The sequence below is a fragment of the Sedimenticola hydrogenitrophicus genome, from assembly GCF_029017505.1.
Classification (GTDB): domain Bacteria; phylum Pseudomonadota; class Gammaproteobacteria; order Chromatiales; family Chromatiaceae; genus Sedimenticola; species Sedimenticola hydrogenitrophicus_A.
In genome coordinates, this window is sequence record NZ_JAQGEI010000005.1 from 64,124 (window position 1) to 80,181 (window position 16,058).

The 16,058-nt window shown below is 58.0% G+C and carries 16 protein-coding genes; 11 read left to right on the forward strand and 5 right to left on the reverse strand.

Annotated elements, in window-relative coordinates; translation table 11 throughout:
- Positions 1–20: 20 nt before the first annotated feature.
- Complete coding sequence (locus O9K64_RS04400) at positions 21–719, forward strand: toll/interleukin-1 receptor domain-containing protein (RefSeq protein WP_275096872.1); 699 nt, start codon at positions 21–23, stop codon at positions 717–719.
- Positions 720–1,234: 515 nt separating this feature from the next.
- Here the strand turns inward: O9K64_RS04400 and O9K64_RS04405 are convergent.
- From O9K64_RS04405 to O9K64_RS04415, 3 genes are all read right to left on the reverse strand, one after another.
- Entirely contained in the window at positions 1,235–3,853 is a 2,619-nt protein-coding gene (locus tag O9K64_RS04405; protein WP_275096873.1) for an EAL domain-containing protein, read from the reverse strand.
- 1 nt (position 3,854) lies between these two features.
- Positions 3,855–4,817, reverse strand: coding sequence for a TAXI family TRAP transporter solute-binding subunit (locus O9K64_RS04410; RefSeq protein WP_275096874.1), 963 nt, complete (start codon positions 4,815–4,817; stop codon positions 3,855–3,857).
- A gap of 362 nt (positions 4,818–5,179) precedes the next feature.
- Positions 5,180–5,734 (reverse strand): Tll0287-like domain-containing protein, encoded by a 555-nt coding sequence (locus O9K64_RS04415; protein WP_275096875.1) that lies wholly within the window; start codon positions 5,732–5,734, stop codon positions 5,180–5,182.
- 779 nt (positions 5,735–6,513) lie between these two features.
- Between O9K64_RS04415 and O9K64_RS04420 the strand changes: the two genes are divergently transcribed.
- The 4 genes from O9K64_RS04420 to O9K64_RS04435 all read left to right on the forward strand — a co-directional run bounded on the left by O9K64_RS04420 (position 6,514) and on the right by O9K64_RS04435 (position 12,028).
- Positions 6,514–8,205 carry a peptidoglycan-binding domain-containing protein gene (locus O9K64_RS04420; protein ID WP_275096876.1) on the forward strand — a complete coding sequence of 564 codons (1,692 nt, stop codon included), beginning with the start codon at positions 6,514–6,516 and terminating at the stop codon, positions 8,203–8,205.
- A gap of 15 nt (positions 8,206–8,220) precedes the next feature.
- Positions 8,221–8,352 carry a hypothetical protein gene (locus O9K64_RS04425; RefSeq protein ID WP_275096877.1) on the forward strand — a complete coding sequence of 44 codons (132 nt, stop codon included), beginning with the start codon at positions 8,221–8,223 and terminating at the stop codon, positions 8,350–8,352.
- Positions 8,353–8,835: 483 nt separating this feature from the next.
- Entirely contained in the window at positions 8,836–9,429 is a 594-nt protein-coding gene (locus O9K64_RS04430) for a PAS domain-containing protein (protein WP_275096878.1), read from the forward strand.
- Between the two features lie 25 nt (positions 9,430–9,454).
- On the forward strand, positions 9,455–12,028 hold the full coding sequence (locus O9K64_RS04435; protein WP_275096879.1) for a chemotaxis protein CheB: 2,574 nt from the start codon (positions 9,455–9,457) through the stop codon (positions 12,026–12,028).
- A gap of 324 nt (positions 12,029–12,352) precedes the next feature.
- Here O9K64_RS04435 and O9K64_RS04440 read toward each other — a convergent pair whose 3' ends face one another.
- Entirely contained in the window at positions 12,353–13,072 is a 720-nt protein-coding gene (locus O9K64_RS04440) for a Crp/Fnr family transcriptional regulator (protein WP_275096880.1), read from the reverse strand.
- Positions 13,073–13,317: 245 nt separating this feature from the next.
- On the opposite strand from O9K64_RS04440, the gene O9K64_RS04445 reads away from it, so the two are divergent.
- From O9K64_RS04445 to O9K64_RS04470, 6 genes are all read left to right on the forward strand, one after another.
- Entirely contained in the window at positions 13,318–13,479 is a 162-nt protein-coding gene (locus O9K64_RS04445) for a glycine zipper domain-containing protein (protein WP_275096881.1), read from the forward strand.
- A gap of 119 nt (positions 13,480–13,598) precedes the next feature.
- On the forward strand, positions 13,599–13,745 hold the full coding sequence (locus O9K64_RS04450; RefSeq protein ID WP_275096882.1) for a lmo0937 family membrane protein: 147 nt from the start codon (positions 13,599–13,601) through the stop codon (positions 13,743–13,745).
- 129 nt (positions 13,746–13,874) lie between these two features.
- Positions 13,875–14,087 (forward strand): hypothetical protein, encoded by a 213-nt coding sequence (locus tag O9K64_RS04455; protein WP_275096883.1) that lies wholly within the window; start codon positions 13,875–13,877, stop codon positions 14,085–14,087.
- Between the two features lie 47 nt (positions 14,088–14,134).
- Positions 14,135–14,449: a DUF883 family protein gene (locus tag O9K64_RS04460; protein ID WP_275096884.1), complete on the forward strand. Its 315-nt coding sequence runs from the start codon at positions 14,135–14,137 to the stop codon at positions 14,447–14,449.
- Positions 14,450–14,461: 12 nt separating this feature from the next.
- Complete coding sequence (locus O9K64_RS04465; RefSeq protein WP_275096885.1) at positions 14,462–14,854, forward strand: phage holin family protein; 393 nt, start codon at positions 14,462–14,464, stop codon at positions 14,852–14,854.
- Complete coding sequence (locus tag O9K64_RS04470) at positions 14,851–15,129, forward strand: YqjK family protein (RefSeq protein WP_275096886.1); 279 nt, start codon at positions 14,851–14,853, stop codon at positions 15,127–15,129. Before O9K64_RS04465 ends, O9K64_RS04470 begins: the two co-directional genes overlap by 4 nt.
- 36 nt (positions 15,130–15,165) lie before the next feature.
- Here the strand turns inward: O9K64_RS04470 and O9K64_RS04475 are convergent, their stop codons facing one another.
- Positions 15,166–16,014, reverse strand: coding sequence for a Crp/Fnr family transcriptional regulator (locus O9K64_RS04475; protein ID WP_275096887.1), 849 nt, complete (start codon positions 16,012–16,014; stop codon positions 15,166–15,168).
- Between the last annotated feature and the right edge of the window lie 44 nt (positions 16,015–16,058).

Below are 16,058 nucleotides of genomic sequence, written 5' to 3' on the forward strand. Positions count from 1 at the left end.
CGCAGGAGGGAGGTCTCAACGTGGACGAGAAGGCAGACTCGATTGCAGATGGCACCGCTGCGCGGCGCTGGGATGCCTTTCTGTCCTACAGTTCGCGCGATGCGACCATTGCCGGACGCGTGCAGCGCTTTCTCGAGCGTTACCGCTTGCCCGATGGGCGGCGGCTGCGGATCTATCGGGACGAGACCGATATCTCCGGAGGCGAATTACCGGAACAGCTGCGTGCCGCGCTGGCCGCATCATCCAGTCTGCTGGTGTGTTGTTCCGAAGCCGCGGTGAAGTCCGCCTGGGTTTCACGCGAAATCGAGGCCTTCCGTGAACTGGCGCCGGGGCAACCCGTTCTGCCGGTGATCCTGGCCGACGATCCACCGGAGAATCTGCCCGCGCCGTTGTGCGACATCGAATTGCGCTGGGCCGATCTGCGCAGCGGCTGGCGCCTGGGCAGGCCACGGCGCAAGACTCGCGTAGAGCTGATACGCGCGGTTGCAGCCGCGGCCGAAGTGGATTTCCGCGAATTGCTGCCACTCGATCGGCAGCGTCGCCGCCGTCACCGCCTTCTGGTCTCTGTTGCGATCGCGGCCGTACTGATGGCCGTGGCCTGGTGGCCGCTGGGTGCAGCAGGACGGCGTAACAGACGTGCATTCCGTAAAAATGTTGAGTTCGGGAGTAATGCTTGGTGCCCGAATCGCGGGCGAGCTCGGGTTCTTCGTCCACCGTAACGAAGCGTTCGAGCATCTGGATACGCCCGGCAAGGGTGACCGGCTTGAAGTTTGCGGTGAACATGAGGGTGAGCCTGTATTGCGCGCCGACCGTCGCGCCTATCGTCGTTTGCTTCGACCCTGGTGGCGTACCTGGTTTGGTTGAGGCGGGACCGATCATCCAGACCCCGGCCGGAGTGTCCACTAAAAAATAAGTGGACACTATCCTGGTGATGTCAGCATTCGGCACAAGATGGGGTTACCGGACAGTTACCTAAAAAACAAGTGGACACCATCCTGACAGCACCGGCCGCTAGATTCGGTGCCGGCTTGGTCAGGGCGGATCGAAGGGCCAAAATCCGGACTCGCCTGCTGGGCTACAGCGCCGAGTGAGATTGGAGAAGCCTGGTCCGCGAAATGATCGGGTTGATGCCGGGTGGCCAGGGTGGTATGTCAGTGAAAAGTGGGGTTATAGTTCCTGTGCTTAGCCGCGCTTTCCGGGCCAATACGAGGAAACTGGCGAAGGATTCCTGGATTTACAACTGGCGCTCGAATTTCTCGATCGGAAGCGGATGCCCAAACAGATAGCCCTGACATAATGGGCAGCCTTGCCGTTCAAGAAACAACCGCTGGCTTTCGGTTTCCACGCCTTCGGCGATGACCTCCTTTGCAAGGTTATTCGCCATGCCGATGATGGTCTGGACGATCAGGGCATCTTCGGGCCGGATGCCGATATTGCTGACGAAACTCTGATCTATTTTGATCTGATCAAACGGCAGGCGTGTCAGGTAGGAGAGGGAAGAGTGCCCGGTACCGAAATCGTCAAGTGAAAACTGCACACCATCGGCTTTGAGCTGGTTCATCTTGACGATGGTGTCATCGACATTGGCAAGGACGGTACTTTCCGTCAATTCGAGCTTGAGTCTGCCGGGCGGTGCGCCACTCTGTTGCAGAACCTCGCGAACCATCGGCACGAAATCAGGTAGTTGAAACTGCCGGGCGCTGACGTTAATGGCCAGTCGCAATCCCTTGAGGTCCGGGTCGTCGGCCCAGTGCCTGAGTTGGCCGCAGGCGGTTTCGAGCACCCATTTTCCCAGTGGTACGATAAGGCCCGACTCTTCGGCATGGGGTATGAATCTGCCGGGCAGAATCAGGCCCCGCTCGGGATGTAGCCAGCGGATCAGCGCTTCGGCACCGATCACATCCCCGTTGTGTGCGACCTGTTTCTGAAAATACAGTTGGAACTGGCGCTCGGTCAGGGCCAATCGCAGGTCGACTTCGAGTCGGGCATGGGCGGTAATCGAGGCTTGCATGTCGGGATCAAAGAAGCGAAAGGTATTTCGTCCCGAAGTCTTCGCGGCATACATTGCAAGATCGGCCTGCTTCATCAGTTCATCGATGGTCGTTTGCTGATCGCTGAAGAGCGTGGCGCCAATGCTTGCGCTGCTGTGATACTGCGAATCACCCAGCGGATAGGGCTCGTTCAGGGTCAGCAGTATCTTTTCGGAGATGACATGCACCAGTTCGGCAGCTTCCTTGGCCCGGTCACTCAAATCTTCTAGAAGCACGACAAACTCGTCCCCTCCCAGTCTTGCCACCGTATCGCCCTCCCTCAGTACCCGGGCAAGGCGCTGCGCCACCTGCGTCAGCAATGCATCACCGACGTCATGACCGAGGGTGTCGTTGAGTGTCTTGAAGTGGTCCAGATCGAGGAACAGCAAGGCGCCGTGCAAGCCGTGTCGGGCGTTGGACGCCAGAGCCTGATGAAGTCGATCCATCACCATTCGGCGGTTGGGCAGCTTGGTAAGGGGGTCGAAAAAGGCAAGTTTTTCGATTTCAAGTGCGGCCGCCCTCTCTGAGGTGATGTCGACCATGGTGCCGACGTAATGCGTCCGTGTGCCGCCGGCATTCTTGACGGCGGTGATGGACAGGCGTACGGGATACTCTTCACCATTTTTTCGTCGATTCCACAACTCTCCATGCCATGAGCCGGTTGCGTTCAGCGTGTCCAGGATGTCGGCGTAGAAACGCTGATCGTGTCTTTCGGAGCGAAGCAGATGCGGCGTCTTTCCCACGGCTTCGTCCGCGCTGTAACCGGTAGTTTCGGTAAAGGCTCGATTGACCCGCAGAATCCTGGCGTCGGCGTCGGTGACGACGATCCCCTGCTGAACTTCGAAAGCGGTGGCGGCGACGCGCGTGGTCGCCTCGGTCTCCTGCCGCCTCTGCTCGTCGCGATTCAGCATGAAGGCGATGCTCCCAAGTGCCATCAGCCCACCCAGCAGAAGCATGCCGTCACGCCAGGCGCTTTGATACCATGTGCCGAGGATCGTCGAAGTCGCCAGTCCGTAGCTTACGATCACCGGGTAGTCATTCAATATCCGGTAGCTGTAGATGTGCTCGATACCGTTGCCGAGAAGCACCTCGCGCGCCGTGCCCGTGGGCCATTGTGTAATGTGCTCGCGAAACAGCGGAGTGCCGGACCAGTTGTGACCAACGATGGTCTGGTTGTCAGGCGCACTGACGGCGGCCCAGCCGGTTGAGAGGAACAGCGCTACAAATCCATCCTGACGCACGTCGATGGAATCGTAGAACGGCTGGAAATGCGCGCCATGAACCTTGGCGACGAGCACGCCGGCGAGTGTGCCGTCGGCGTGGCTGAGTCGGCGGCTGATCGGCAGTATCCATTCGCGATCATCGGCGCCAAGCACGGGCGCACCAAAGACCAGCTCGCGATCCGCACCCCGGATGTGCGGAACGAAATAGTCCCGGGTTGCTCTCGATTTGTCCTGTTCTGGATACTCGGCGCGCGTGGAAAGCAGAACAGTGCCGTCTTGGTCCAGCACAACAAATGAGCGGATGATTCTGTCCTGGGGCAGCAGGTCCTTCAACAACTCCGCCAAGCGGGCCGGATCGCGGATGCCGGCGCTTTGCAATTGCAGCAACGTGGCATCCGCCTGAACCATCGTTGCGCTGATTCGCCGCAAAGATTGGCGGGCATGTTCTTCGAGTACGCGGGCGATATTCCGGGTTTCCGAACTGGCCACCTCGATCGCGAAGTCGCGTTCGCGGACCAGGCTGTAGCCGACGTATGCCGTAACCGCCAGTCCGACAAGGATCGCCAGCACGGTCGTTCCGAAGCTGGCGCGATCATTCATGCTACTTCAATATCCCGGCTTCGCGGAAATAGCGTTCCGCGCCGGGATGAAACGGAATGGTAGCTCCTTCTACCGCATTGGCGAGGTTGATGAAGCTGCCTTTCGGGTGCCCGTTGGCCAGTGCCTTTTGTCCGGCTTCGCTATAAAGCGTTTTGGTGATCTGGTAGATCAGCTCGGCGTTGATCCTGTCGCTGGTGACCCATTGTGCGCCAACCGCCAGGGTCTGAATTGCCGCCACGCCTTTGTAGGTATCGGCAGGGATCAGGTCCACATGCAAAAAGCGGCTGTCCGCCATCAGGCGCTCGGCGGCCGGTCCTTCGATCGGCAACAGCGAAATGGCGATGCCGGACGCCGCAAGATCGGCGATGGCCTTGGCGGGCGTGCCGCCGGTAAAGAAGAATGCATCAAGAGATCCGTCAATAAGCCTGTCGCTCGCCCGATTGGGCTTGATGTACTCGGGTCGAATATCGGCCTCTTTCAGGCCGTGTGCCGCGAGAATCTGTCGTGCATTGATGAGCGTGCCGGAGCCGGGTTCATCCAGGGCCACCCTTTTCCCCTTGAGTTGCTCGATCCGCTCGATGCCCAAATCCTTGCGTACAACGATGTGCATGCTTTCCGGATACAGATTGGCTATCAGACGCAGGTCGGGCAAGCGGGGGCGGCCTTCGAAGATACCGGTTCCGTTTTTGGCCCAGGCGGCGATGTCAGCCTGGCTGAATCCGGTTTCGAGAGCGCCATTGCTGACAGCAATGACGTTGCCGAGGGAGCCGTTACTGGGCTGTGCCGTCGCCAGGATTGTTCCCGGTTGCGAGATGATGTCGGCAATCAGGCGTCCAATCGGAAAATATGTTCCTGCGGTGCCCCCCGTGCCGATGCGCACATACTCCTCAGCGTAAGCCTGCGGAATGATGCATACAGCGACCAGAGCGGCCACAATGATCCTGTTCAGACAACTGGTTTTCATCGCGATTCCCCCTTGATCGGGCCGGGCAGGCATGCCAGTTTGCGCGTGCGGGCTTCTATTATCTCTAGTTTGGCCTCGACGAGACAACGTATCGGGCATCCCGATGCAGCTTCACGAGACGGCAAAGGTCAGGAACAGACGCCCGCCGAACGGCGCACCTCGATGATGTGGGCGTAGCGCCTCAAGCGCGTGTTCCATATAGACGTTGAGACCTGCAGGGCCTGTGGCGGGCCAGTCCGGATCATTGCCTGCATTGAGGATCCTGTAGTGAGTATAGCGTTCCTGTCTGTGGGCGGCCTTGTTCAGGGGGTAATCGAGAACGGGGCCTGGCGGCCCCGTTGAGGGAAGTCCCGCCGGTCCCGCTATCGGGTTTTGCTGAGTGTGAAGGCGCCCCGGATATCACCCACGTTGAATCCCCGCGCCCGGTCCTCGGGATAGAGCGCCTGCAGCTTCTTCTCGACTGCCGGCGCGACACTGGCGGCATGACAGTTGAGGCAGGCCTTCTCCGTGGGGATAGCCTTCATGTAGCGGAAAACCTTTTGTCCATTCACCTCGACAGTCTCCGCGTACTCCAGTTTGCCGGGGTCGGCCCCGGCCACTTTCATCGCCTCGAAGCCCTGCAGGACCTTCATCTCCCAGGCATCCGGGCTGTTTGCCTGCGAGCGAAGCTTGAGACTGGTGCGGCCTACCTCCCAGCCGGATGCGTCCGCTACGTCGGAAGCGATGCCTGGTGCCCGCAGATTGCAGAATTCGATGGCCTCGGTCGGACCGCCGGATTTCATCGCTTTTACCAGTTCTCCCTTCAGGTTGGAGCCAAACTGCTTGACCAGACCTCGAGCTTCCATTACCTGCTGATCCGCTATCACGGGTGTCACCATAACGGTTGCCAGCAGTGCAACCAGGATGTTCCTGTTCATTCTCTACCCTCCCGAAATCGCCACCTGGTGGTGGTTGTGCTAGTTGGAAATCGCCGGGCACTTGGCCGTGCCTCTTACTTGCGCGTATCAGTTTGCCAGCAAACCCGCTCCGTGAACAGTGGTCGGGAAGGAATCGAGTAAGAGGACTCTTCGACCACCTGGTAACCGATATCAGGGCGTCAGTCACAGGAGTAGCTTCGCAGGTTGTCTACAGCGTCCTGCTCCGCCGCAACCGCCGAAAGGGGGCTGAAGCCACCGCCATAACTGGTGCGGGGTCGTCCCCTGAGTCAGGCGCGAGTTTGCTGATGGTTTCGGGGTAGGAGCGAGCGGAACTGGCTGGCAATGACTGGTATTGAATGGCATTAGCAGCAAAGAAAGTATCCGCCAAAAAGCAGAAGATAGGTTCGGAATTCCAGGGAAAGTTCTATCGAATCAGGCGGCGCTCGAGTAACGATGGTATATCCCTGCGGCCATCAAGAATGCAGTGAATAAAAACCTCCTGACCCCTCGGCCGATTGAATTGATGCCCCTGCCCGCGCAGCCCAGCGCCCGCGCCGGATCCCCGCTCATGCCGGTGGCCACTTTCGTTGGGAAGCGGCAGGGTGGCGCTTGGCTGTGACCCCGGGATCGGCCAGAACGGGAGCGGATTTCGTGACCAGCCGAGTGGGAGTTGGCGGGCATTCGCGGTAGTAGCGGGACTTACCCTGTCATTTCATTGAAAAATAGCGGAATTGTGTTAGCTTTAACTCATGCGTTGAATATCTGGGGGGGGGATAACAATGCGTTTCCTGTCACTGTATATTACTATTCTGCTGTTTACTTCACCTGTATATGCCGGCTTTTTTAATGATCTGGTGGACAAGGCGAAACAGACCGCCGATGAAGTCGTGGGTGATTCTATAGGTAACATCATTGGTGGTTCGTCGAGTAATAAACAACCACAAACACCTAAGGATGCTGAATCTGACACGGCGGTGACTAGCGAGTCGAAAGTTCAAAGCAGCCAATCGCCTACCAACCAAACCCAATCTGCAATGCAAGTTCAGGATAAGACCTTGGTCAAGTCTATCCAGCAACAATTGAAAGCGCAGGGTTACCCAGTCGGTGTTGTAGATGGGCTATATGGAGCGGGTACCAAAAAGGCGATAGCTGCTTATCAGGTGGACCAGGGGATTACAGTTGATGGTCTGCCCAGCCAGACATTGCTGAACCGGCTCCAGGAAACTCAAAGCCAGGAATCCGGCATACCGTCTGCAATCACAAATGATGAACTGCCAGAGCCGACGATAGCGGGCCTGCAGCTCGCCGCCGTTCATTTTCGACCAGAAGTGTTGGATAACGAGACACTCTTTAAAGATGTGCTACTGAGAATACACCCCGAATTCAACCAAGTGGTTAGTAATGAATTTAAATGGCATAAGCAAAAAGGAGAACTAAAAGAACGGTTGCTCAGGGAGGCCAAAAACACGCCCTTACGTTTTGAAGCTATCCCCTGGCGTGAATCCTCTGTTTCGAAAGCGCGGCCAGTAGAGCTGAAAAAATATGATTTTGAAAAATCGGCATTCTTTGTGCAGTTTGCTACCGGTAACTTCCGAACAGTGTTACTTAAAATGCTGATTCCGGGTGATTCATCACTACCTGCAAAGTATCCTGATCAAGTGGTCTGGTTACCCATGAACCCGGATACCGCAGAGCAGATTTCCAATTATTTCGACAATAAGCAGCGCAGGCTTTTCCTGCGTTATCGTTTCAAAGTGGTTGGAACTGATATCTCGTCTTCCAGGCCAGTGCCGGTCATTGAATTTGAAAACAATCAGTTAGAACTCTATGCGATGAAATTGATTCCCCAGGGGAATCAAATGAAAACAGAATATAAGTTGATGGCTAAAGCCTCCATTCTGGTTGATGACGCCGTGAAGGTCGTTGAAGCCAAAAGAGAGACTTCTGATAACCCTAAGGCCTCCGACGCAGGCGTGATTAAGAATGCCGATATTGATGGTGTCAAGCTTGGCATGGAGATTAACCAGGCACTGAACAATCTGCAGTCACAGGGCATCAAGATGGGGGCTCCAGGGCCATCCAGCAAATTGACCGGTGTGACTATCAAAGGGGATGGAAAAACGGCTGATCGAATGGGTTGGGTCAAGGTGATGATTCGGCAGATAGACGGGAGAGTGTACCAATACGAAAAGACGGTGGGTTATCTGCTGAAGCGCTTACCGCTGGATGATGGCACGGATGTCGATGACCTTGAAAAGCGTTATAAGGAGGCGTTTATTTCAAAATTCTCCAATTCACGTTACAGCTATTCCAGCCCCTATGGGAATATCGATTTTGATGATGAAACACAGCCGCCCTACAACAGAAAGGTGACCTCTCCGCATATCACCGCTCACGTGAGTGCCGGGAATGGACGCTTTACTGCAAACATAAACATGCATTGGAAAAAACTGGTTGGCGCGAACTGGTGATTCAACTTGGAGCAGTTGCGGAAAACCAACGCTAAGAAGTTTGTCGAGCAGGCCGGCATGCTGGCGGTGGTGGGCATCGCGGGGGTGATCTCGCCCATGGAAACCGTCGCCGCCAGCCAGGTGAGGTCCGGCGAGATTTCTCGGTGATAGCGGGCAGGTGCCTTGCTGGTGGCCGTGAAAGACCTGTTGACCAGTGCGGAAAAGGGCGTTTATACGTCCTATACCCACCTCACGTCCAATAACCACCTTGTTGCCCGCACCGTGCGGGATAGTGATGTAGGGTGCAATAAGCGCCGCGCAACAAGGCGTGTCGTGAGGAACATACCCCGCTGGACCTTATGTTTGATGACGTACAGACTCATCAGGGACCAATGCAATAAACTGGATTATCATCCGTTCCGCACGGGGCGCCACAAGGTGAAAAAACATGAACGACTATCGCCATTACGTATCCGGCTTTTTTGTCCACCGCGATGAAGCTGAGAGCACGCTCGCCATACTCGTCGAGCGCGGATGTCCTTGCTTTTACTTCCGTTTCTTACTTCCGCTGCGACACAGACAAGTAACCCCCACATCGCTATCGGCATGCTATGATGGGTGACAGTCACGATCAGGAAAACCAGAGTCCCTATGTCTACATCCACCGCTGAACCGAGTATCTATATGCAATTGCGAAACGAGGCAGAAGCCCGGCTCGAAGCGGGCACCGCCGCGGCCTACAACAATTGGTCCCTGGGCGTGGATGCCCTGCAACTACTCCACAGGCTATCCAGTGATCCCCAAACCGCCGCCGACGCACTCAAGCTGTTGCATGAACTGCAGGTCCACCAGGTGGAGCTGGATCTGCAAAACGAGGAAATGCACCTCAATGAGCAGCGTCTTGTCGAAGAGTTTGCCCATTACAAGGAGCTGTACGAGTTCGCACCACTCGGTTATTTCCTTGTCGATTTTCAGGGCGTGATCATCGAGAGCAATCGGGCCGGCGCCGAGCTCTTCGGTGTGGGGCGGGACGAGCTGGCAGGCGACCGTATCGATCGTTTCCTGGCCGCTGAAAGCCGCTCTGTACTGCTAAGCCTGCTGGAAAGGGTGGGAGAGGACGGTGCAACACTCGCCTGTGAAGTGACTGTGGATGGCGAAGCAAATACTTTTCGGCCATTGCGGGTGATGGCCAAAGCTTCCCCCGACAAGCGCTGTGCTATGTTAGCCTGTTGCGAGTGCACATAACGCCCCGAAAGAGCGTTTTCGCCCGATGGATTCCCTGACAGCAGCCAACCCTCCCGCAACATCAGCAATTGCGACACGTATTGTGGGCATTGGCGCATCGGCCGGTGGCCTTGCGCCGCTGGAAGAGTTTCTCGGCAATATCCCACCGCACAGTGGCATGGCCTATGTCGTGGTGCAGCATCTCGACCCCACGCACAAGGCACTGCTGTCGGAATTGCTGCAGCGCGTCACGGCCATGCGGGTGCGCGAGGCGCGGCACAATATGCGCATCGATCCCGACTGCGTGTACGTGATCCCACCCAATACCGAGCTCAGCGTCGTCAACGGAATGCTGCACCTGGCCAGCCCCGTCGAGCCGCGGGGGATGCGGCTGCCCATCAATGTGCTGTTCTCTTCGCTGGCCGGCACGCAGGGTGAGCGCGCCATCGCCGTGGTGCTTTCCGGTATGGGCTCCGATGGCACGCTGGGCCTGCAGGCGGTCAAGGCCGTGGGTGGGTTGACGGTGGTGCAGCAACCGGACACGGCGCAGTTCGACGCGATGCCCAAAAGCGCCATCGCCGCGAAGTGTGCCGATATTATTGCGCCGCCGGCGGAGTTGCCGGCGCGCATTCTGGCTTACGCCGCCCAGGTCCCGGACCCGGGCGTTCCCGCCGGCGGCGACCTGGAGCCGATGCTGGAGTCCGAGCCACTGCAGCGCGTTCTCGATCTGCTTCAGCAGAGAACCCGCCACGATTTTTCCCTCTACAAGCCCAGCACCCTGCATCGGCGCGTGGAGCGGCGCATGGCGATTCATGATATCGCCACACTGGCACACTACGCGAATTTCCTGCAGGAAAATGGCCACGAAATCGATCTGCTGTTCAAGGAGCTGCTGATCGGGGTGACCAGTTTCTTCCGCGACGCCGTCGTCTGGGATCATTTGGCGAATGTCACACTGCCGGAGCTGCTGGCTCGGAGTACGACGGAGCGCAAGCTGCGGGTCTGGGTGGTCGGTTGCTCAACCGGCGAGGAGGCCTATTCGCTGGCGATGGTCTTTAGCGAGGTGATTCGTCAGCGGCGAGAATATAGCGATTTCACCCTACAGATCTTTGCCACCGACCTGAGCCCCGAGGCGATAGACACCGCGCGTCGCGGTCGCTACCCCGCGTCAATCGGCGACACTATCTCCGCGGAGCGGCTGGCACGCTTTTTCACCACCTGGGAGGACGGCTATAAAATCAACCCCGAAATCCGCGATATGGTGTTGTTCGCCCAGCAGGATGTGATACTCGATCCCCCTTTTACCAAGCTCGACCTGATTGCCTGCCGCAATCTGCTGATCTACTTCGACGCCACCCTGCAGCGCAGGTTGATCCCGCTGTTTCACTACAGCCTGCGTGAAGGTGGCACGCTGTTATTGGGCAGTGCGGAGACGGTGGGTCGATTCAACAACCTGTTCAAGCCCATCCAGTCCAATCTGCGGCTTTACCAGCGCCGGGATGACGTCCCCAGCGGCGGGGCGGAGTTTATGATGAAATCCTTTCCACCCCTATCGAAGGTAGCCAGGGAGAATCCCGTGTCCACCACCAATCATACCCCCAGCGACAACCTGCAGGCAGCCGCCGACCAGGTCTTACTCCAGGTCTATGCGCCCGCCGCGGTCGTGATCAATGGCGACGGTGACATACTCTATATCAGCGGGCGAACGGGCAAGTACCTGGAGCCGGCCGCGGGTAAGGCCAACTGGAATATCCACGCCATGGTGCGTGAAGGTCTGCGATCAGCGATCAGCGTTGCCCTGAAGAAGTCCACAATCGAGAGTGAACCGCAGCATTTGCACGGGCTGCAAGTGCAGTTGCCGGGCGGCGGCGAGCAGCGCGTCGATGTCACGGTACAGGCACTGCTCGAGCCGGCCGCTCTGCGCGGCGCGACGATGATTGTATTTCGCGATATCGCACAGGTTCCGGCCAGTGGACGCAAGCGCAAGGGCAAGACCATGGTCGAAGCATCGCATGAGTCCGAGCTACAGCAGTACCGCGATGAAATCCAGACCCTGCGCGAGGAAACGCGAGCCTCCAAGGAGGAATTGCAGTCGGCTAACGAAGAGCTGCAGTCCACCAACGAGGAGCTGCAGTCGACCAATGAAGAGCTGACGACTTCCAAGGAAGAAATGCAATCGATGAACGAGGAACTGCAGACCATCAACGCGGAGTTGCAGACCAAGCTCGACGATCTCGCTCTGGCCCAGAGCGATATGAGCAACCTGCTCAACAGCATCGATATCGCCATTCTGTTCCTGGACCAGGATCTGAACGTCAGGCGCTACACCGACCGGGCGAAAAAAATCGTCAATATCCGGGAAAGCGATGTGGGACGGCCATTCAGCGACCTTACGAGCAATCTGCAATACCCGGAGTTGCACGAGGATGCGCTCGAAACCCTGCGCACCCTGACATTTTCCGAGAAGCAGATTCTCACCAACGACAGCCGTTGGTTTACCGTACGTATCATGCCCTACCGCAGGCTGGACAATGTTATAGACGGCGTGGTGATCACCTTTGTCGACATCACCGAGACAAAAGATCTGGAACAGGCATTGCGTCAGGATTTGCAGGCGTAACTTGGTAACAGGAAAAAGCTGGCAGTCTACGAATCTGCGCTCGCCTCGCGCAGGCAACTGGCAGGAACCTGCCCTGCAGGCAAATTTACGAGGTGCAACCAACCCGACCCTCGCGCGCAGGGCTAGTTCCCGCGGCGTGTAGCGCCACCGCGAAGAACTTCATGACGGATGCTCGAATCCAGAGTGGCGGCAGCGAGGTATCAATAAGTCGCTTCCCTATCTCGTTTTACGGCATGCGCCGCCCGCCCGGTAAGCCCGGAGGGTTCTGCGGCGCCGCATGCGCGTATCGGGCCAAGGTGGCGATCGAAAGGCGTCCTGACAGGGTTATGGAACGATGACTTCCGGAAGCAGGCGCTCGAACTCCCTTCTGACCACCGCATAGCATTCGCAGACGCGCGCCTCCAGCCCCGCCCGGTCGAGCACCGTGATGTGGCCACGGCTGTATTTGATCAGCCCGGACCTCTGCAGGTTGCCGGCGGCTTCCGTGACGCCTTCGCGGCGCACGCCGAGCATATTGGCGATCAGTTCCTGCGTCATGATCAGTTCATTGGAGGGTAGGCGGTCGAGGCTCAGCAGCAGCCAGCGGCAGAGTTGCTGGTCCAGTGAATGATGCCGGTTGCATACCGCCGTCTGCGCCATCTGGGTCAGCAGGGCCTGGGTGTAGCGCAGCAGCAGAAGCTGCAATCCTCCGGAGCGATTGAACTCCTCCTTCAGCAGCTGCCCTTTCAGCCGGTAGGCGTGGCCGGCGCTCTGTACGACGGCCCGGTTGGGCATGGTCTCGCCGCCCATGAACAGGGCGACGCCGATGAGCCCCTCGTTGCCGACCACGGCGATCTCGGCCGATGCCCCGTCGAGCATGACATAGAGCAGGGATACGATGGAGGTGGTCGGAAAATAGACGTGACGCAACTCGCTGCCGGATTCGTAGAGCACATGACCGAGCGGCATCTGGACCAGTTCTAAATTGGGTGCAAGATGCTCGTATCCTTCCGCTGGCAGGGCGGCAAGAAGATGGTTATGGCGTGGTTCCTGGATAATGGGCATGACTGGTACCGGATATCGGCCGCGACCGTGCACATCCATAGACGATCTGGACACGCGTGTGGATTGGTCTATAACTATAACTGATTCGCCGGGCTTGCGCGCTAACGATCACAGGCCGCGTGCGTGGCGCTCGGCGTATCGTCCGATTGTCGTCTATGTGCGTTAGCAGACAGACGATGGGGGGCATTCGCCATACCCTTGCCTCATAAGGATCGATAACGAATGATGCTTAAAGAGGTATTGACATGAAAGCGATGCAAAAATACACGGTCAGTGCTGTAGGTGCAGCGATGCCGGTTGTCCTGGGCGGTTGTACCGGCATGTCGCCACAGGACGGAAACACCGCCATCGGCGCCGGAGTCGGTGCCGCCGTTGGCGGCGTCATCGGTCATGAGATCGATGATTGAAGAAAATGACAGACCTGCGACGTGCCCGGCCTGTACGGGCGGCGCATCACAGTGGACTGCATCTGTCCCTTAGCCAAGGCGGCTGATACGGATGCCACCACTTCCTGGGAGAATCAACCATGCTCGAAACCATTGTAGTCATCCTGGTTATCCTCTGGCTACTCGGCCTGGTGTCCTCGTATACCATGGGCGGGTTTATACACATACTTCTGGTCCTCGCCGTCGTGGTGATAGTGCTGCGTGTCATTCAAGGTCGACGCATCTGACGATGCCGAATAGGTCCATGATGTGAGATGAGCGCGGGACGCAGCTGTTGAGCGGGGTGGCGGCCACCCCGTGATACTTGGTTGTTTGCGGCGTGGTTAAACGAATGTATCAATGTCGGAGTATCGGTAATGAACACTATAAAAATGTTTGCCATCGCGCTGATCGTGGCCGGCAGTCTGGGCCTGATCTACGGCGGGTTTACTTACACCAAGGACACTCAGCAGGCCAAGATCGGCCCGCTCGAGTTGACTGTCAAGGATACGCAGACAGTAAACATCCCCGTCTGGGCAGGCGTGGTCGCGATAGCAGCGGGTGGGGTTCTGCTGTTCGTGCGCCGGTAGCGGCGGCACTCCCGCAAACACAGTAGATAAAGTTAATGGAGTAATGTATGGAAAAGGTAATGGATGAAGTCACCAACGAACAACTGATCGCCGATTTCAAGAGGATGGTGGCGGACGCGGAAGCGCTGCTGAAGGCGACTGCCAGCCACGGCGGCGATGAGGTGGCCGAACTGCGTGCCAAAGTCGAGGAGTCGATCAAGGCCGTCAAGACCAGAATGATGGAAGAACAGGCCGCGCTGATGGCCAAGACCAAGGAGGCCGCCAAGGCGACAGACGTCTATGTCCACGATCATCCATGGATGGCCATCGGGATGGCCGCCGGTGTCGGCCTGGTAGTCGGTCTGCTGAGCAACCGGCACTAGTCGTCCCACATCATGTCGGCTGACGCGCCCGCCGTGGGTAAAGGCCTGTTCCAGTCGCTGACGAACTTTGCAGCGACCCTGGTCGCGATCGCGCACACGCGCCTCGATCTGTTGTCGACGGATCTGGAGGAGGAGCGGGCGCATGTGTTCTCGTTGCTGACGTTGGGGCTGGCAGCCTTGTTCTTCATCGGAATCGGCGTGGTGCTGACGACGATCCTGCTCGTGGTCGCATTCTGGGACACGCACCGTATCCTGGTGCTTTTGTTGCTTGCCGGGTTCTTTCTGGCGGCGGGTCTCGTGGCAGGCGGGGTTGCTATTCACAAAGCGCGGACCAAGCCGAAACTCTTTTCGGCGAGCCTGTCGGAATTGTATAAAGACCGGCAGCAACTCGGTTCCCGGTCATGAGCGAGAAGCGGGATCGCCTGGTGGAACGGCGTGAGCGCCTGGTTGCACAGGCGGCGGCACAACGCCGTGCGTTGGCGCGTGACATGGAACGATGGCGCATGCCGCTTGCGCTGGCCGACCAGGGCCTGGCAGCGCTGCGGTATATCAGGATCCATCCCCAGTGGCTGATCGTCCCCGGCGTGCTGTTGGCGGTGTTGCGGCCTCGCCGCGTGGGTAGGTGGTTGGGGAGCGGCTGGGTGTCGTGGCGGGTGATGCGTAGGCTGCTTGGCGGATAGTGCGGATTCCCAGGGCCTGGCAAGTGGATCGCGCAATCAATGCGTAATCCGATATGTCTCCTGAACCGGACCGCTCGGGCCAAGCGCGTTGGTGTTCTTCGGAGAGATGCATAACGGCGGGGTATGCCGATTTGCCGCGGCTGCTGCGACCCGTTTATCGTCCGCGCAGGGTAGCAGACGATCAAGCTCGGTTTTGACGGTCTGGTAACATTCGCAAGCCCGCTTCTCGATTCCTGTCCTGTCAAGCACGGTGATGTGGCCACGATGATAACTGATCAAGCCCTCATGCTGCAATCTACCAGCGGCGACCGTGACGCCCTCGCGACGAACCCCGAGGCTAATCGCGATCAGTTCATGGGTCATGGCCAGCTCACTTGAAGGCGAGCGATCGAGACAAGAGAGCAGCCAGCGGCACAGCTGTTGTTCAATCGAATGATGCCGATTGCAAGCGGCGTTCTGGGATATCTGGGTAATCAGTACCTGAGTGTAGCGCAGCAGAAGATGTTGCAACGTGCCAGTACTTCGTCCCCCGATACGATTGATTTCATTCATCAGTAACCGGGATTTCAGCCGATAGGCAGTGCCCGCGCATAGTGCCATGGCCCGATTTGGCATGCTGTCACCTCCCGTGATGAGGGCGATACCGACCATCCCCTCATTGCCGATCGCGGCGATTTCGGCCGCTGCGCCATTTTCCATGATATAGAGCAGGGACACGATGGCGGTTGTCGGGAAATAAACGTACTGCGAAGGACGGCCGGACTCATAGAGGATCTCGCCGGGTGGCAGCCGTACGCGTTCGAGATGGGCGGCGAGGCGCGCGTATTCATCCTCGGGTAGCGCGGCGAGGAGGTTGTTGCGGCGGATAACGTCCGTGTCAGCCATGGGAAGTGCCTCGATAAGGTCGTTCAAAAAGTACAGTGAACGAG

Bases quoted from the DNA above. Each gene is read 5' to 3' on its own strand.
- O9K64_RS04405 (WP_275096873.1), bottom strand. From the start codon at position 3,853: ATGAATGATCGCGCCAGCTTCGGAACGACCGTGCTGGCGATCCTTGTC.
- O9K64_RS04410 (WP_275096874.1), bottom strand. From the start codon at position 4,817: ATGAAAACCAGTTGTCTGAACAGGATCATTGTGGCCGCTCTGGTCGCT.
- O9K64_RS04415 (WP_275096875.1), bottom strand. From the start codon at position 5,734: ATGAACAGGAACATCCTGGTTGCACTGCTGGCAACCGTTATGGTGACA.
- O9K64_RS04420 (WP_275096876.1), top strand. From the start codon at position 6,514: ATGCGTTTCCTGTCACTGTATATTACTATTCTGCTGTTTACTTCACCT.
- O9K64_RS04430 (WP_275096878.1), top strand. From the start codon at position 8,836: ATGTCTACATCCACCGCTGAACCGAGTATCTATATGCAATTGCGAAAC.
- O9K64_RS04435 (WP_275096879.1), top strand. From the start codon at position 9,455: ATGGATTCCCTGACAGCAGCCAACCCTCCCGCAACATCAGCAATTGCG.
- O9K64_RS04440 (WP_275096880.1), bottom strand. From the start codon at position 13,072: ATGCCCATTATCCAGGAACCACGCCATAACCATCTTCTTGCCGCCCTG.
- O9K64_RS04445 (WP_275096881.1), top strand. From the start codon at position 13,318: ATGAAAGCGATGCAAAAATACACGGTCAGTGCTGTAGGTGCAGCGATG.
- O9K64_RS04450 (WP_275096882.1), top strand. From the start codon at position 13,599: ATGCTCGAAACCATTGTAGTCATCCTGGTTATCCTCTGGCTACTCGGC.
- O9K64_RS04455 (WP_275096883.1), top strand. From the start codon at position 13,875: ATGAACACTATAAAAATGTTTGCCATCGCGCTGATCGTGGCCGGCAGT.
- O9K64_RS04460 (WP_275096884.1), top strand. From the start codon at position 14,135: ATGGAAAAGGTAATGGATGAAGTCACCAACGAACAACTGATCGCCGAT.
- O9K64_RS04465 (WP_275096885.1), top strand. From the start codon at position 14,462: ATGTCGGCTGACGCGCCCGCCGTGGGTAAAGGCCTGTTCCAGTCGCTG.
- O9K64_RS04470 (WP_275096886.1), top strand. From the start codon at position 14,851: ATGAGCGAGAAGCGGGATCGCCTGGTGGAACGGCGTGAGCGCCTGGTT.
- O9K64_RS04475 (WP_275096887.1), bottom strand. From the start codon at position 16,014: ATGGCTGACACGGACGTTATCCGCCGCAACAACCTCCTCGCCGCGCTA.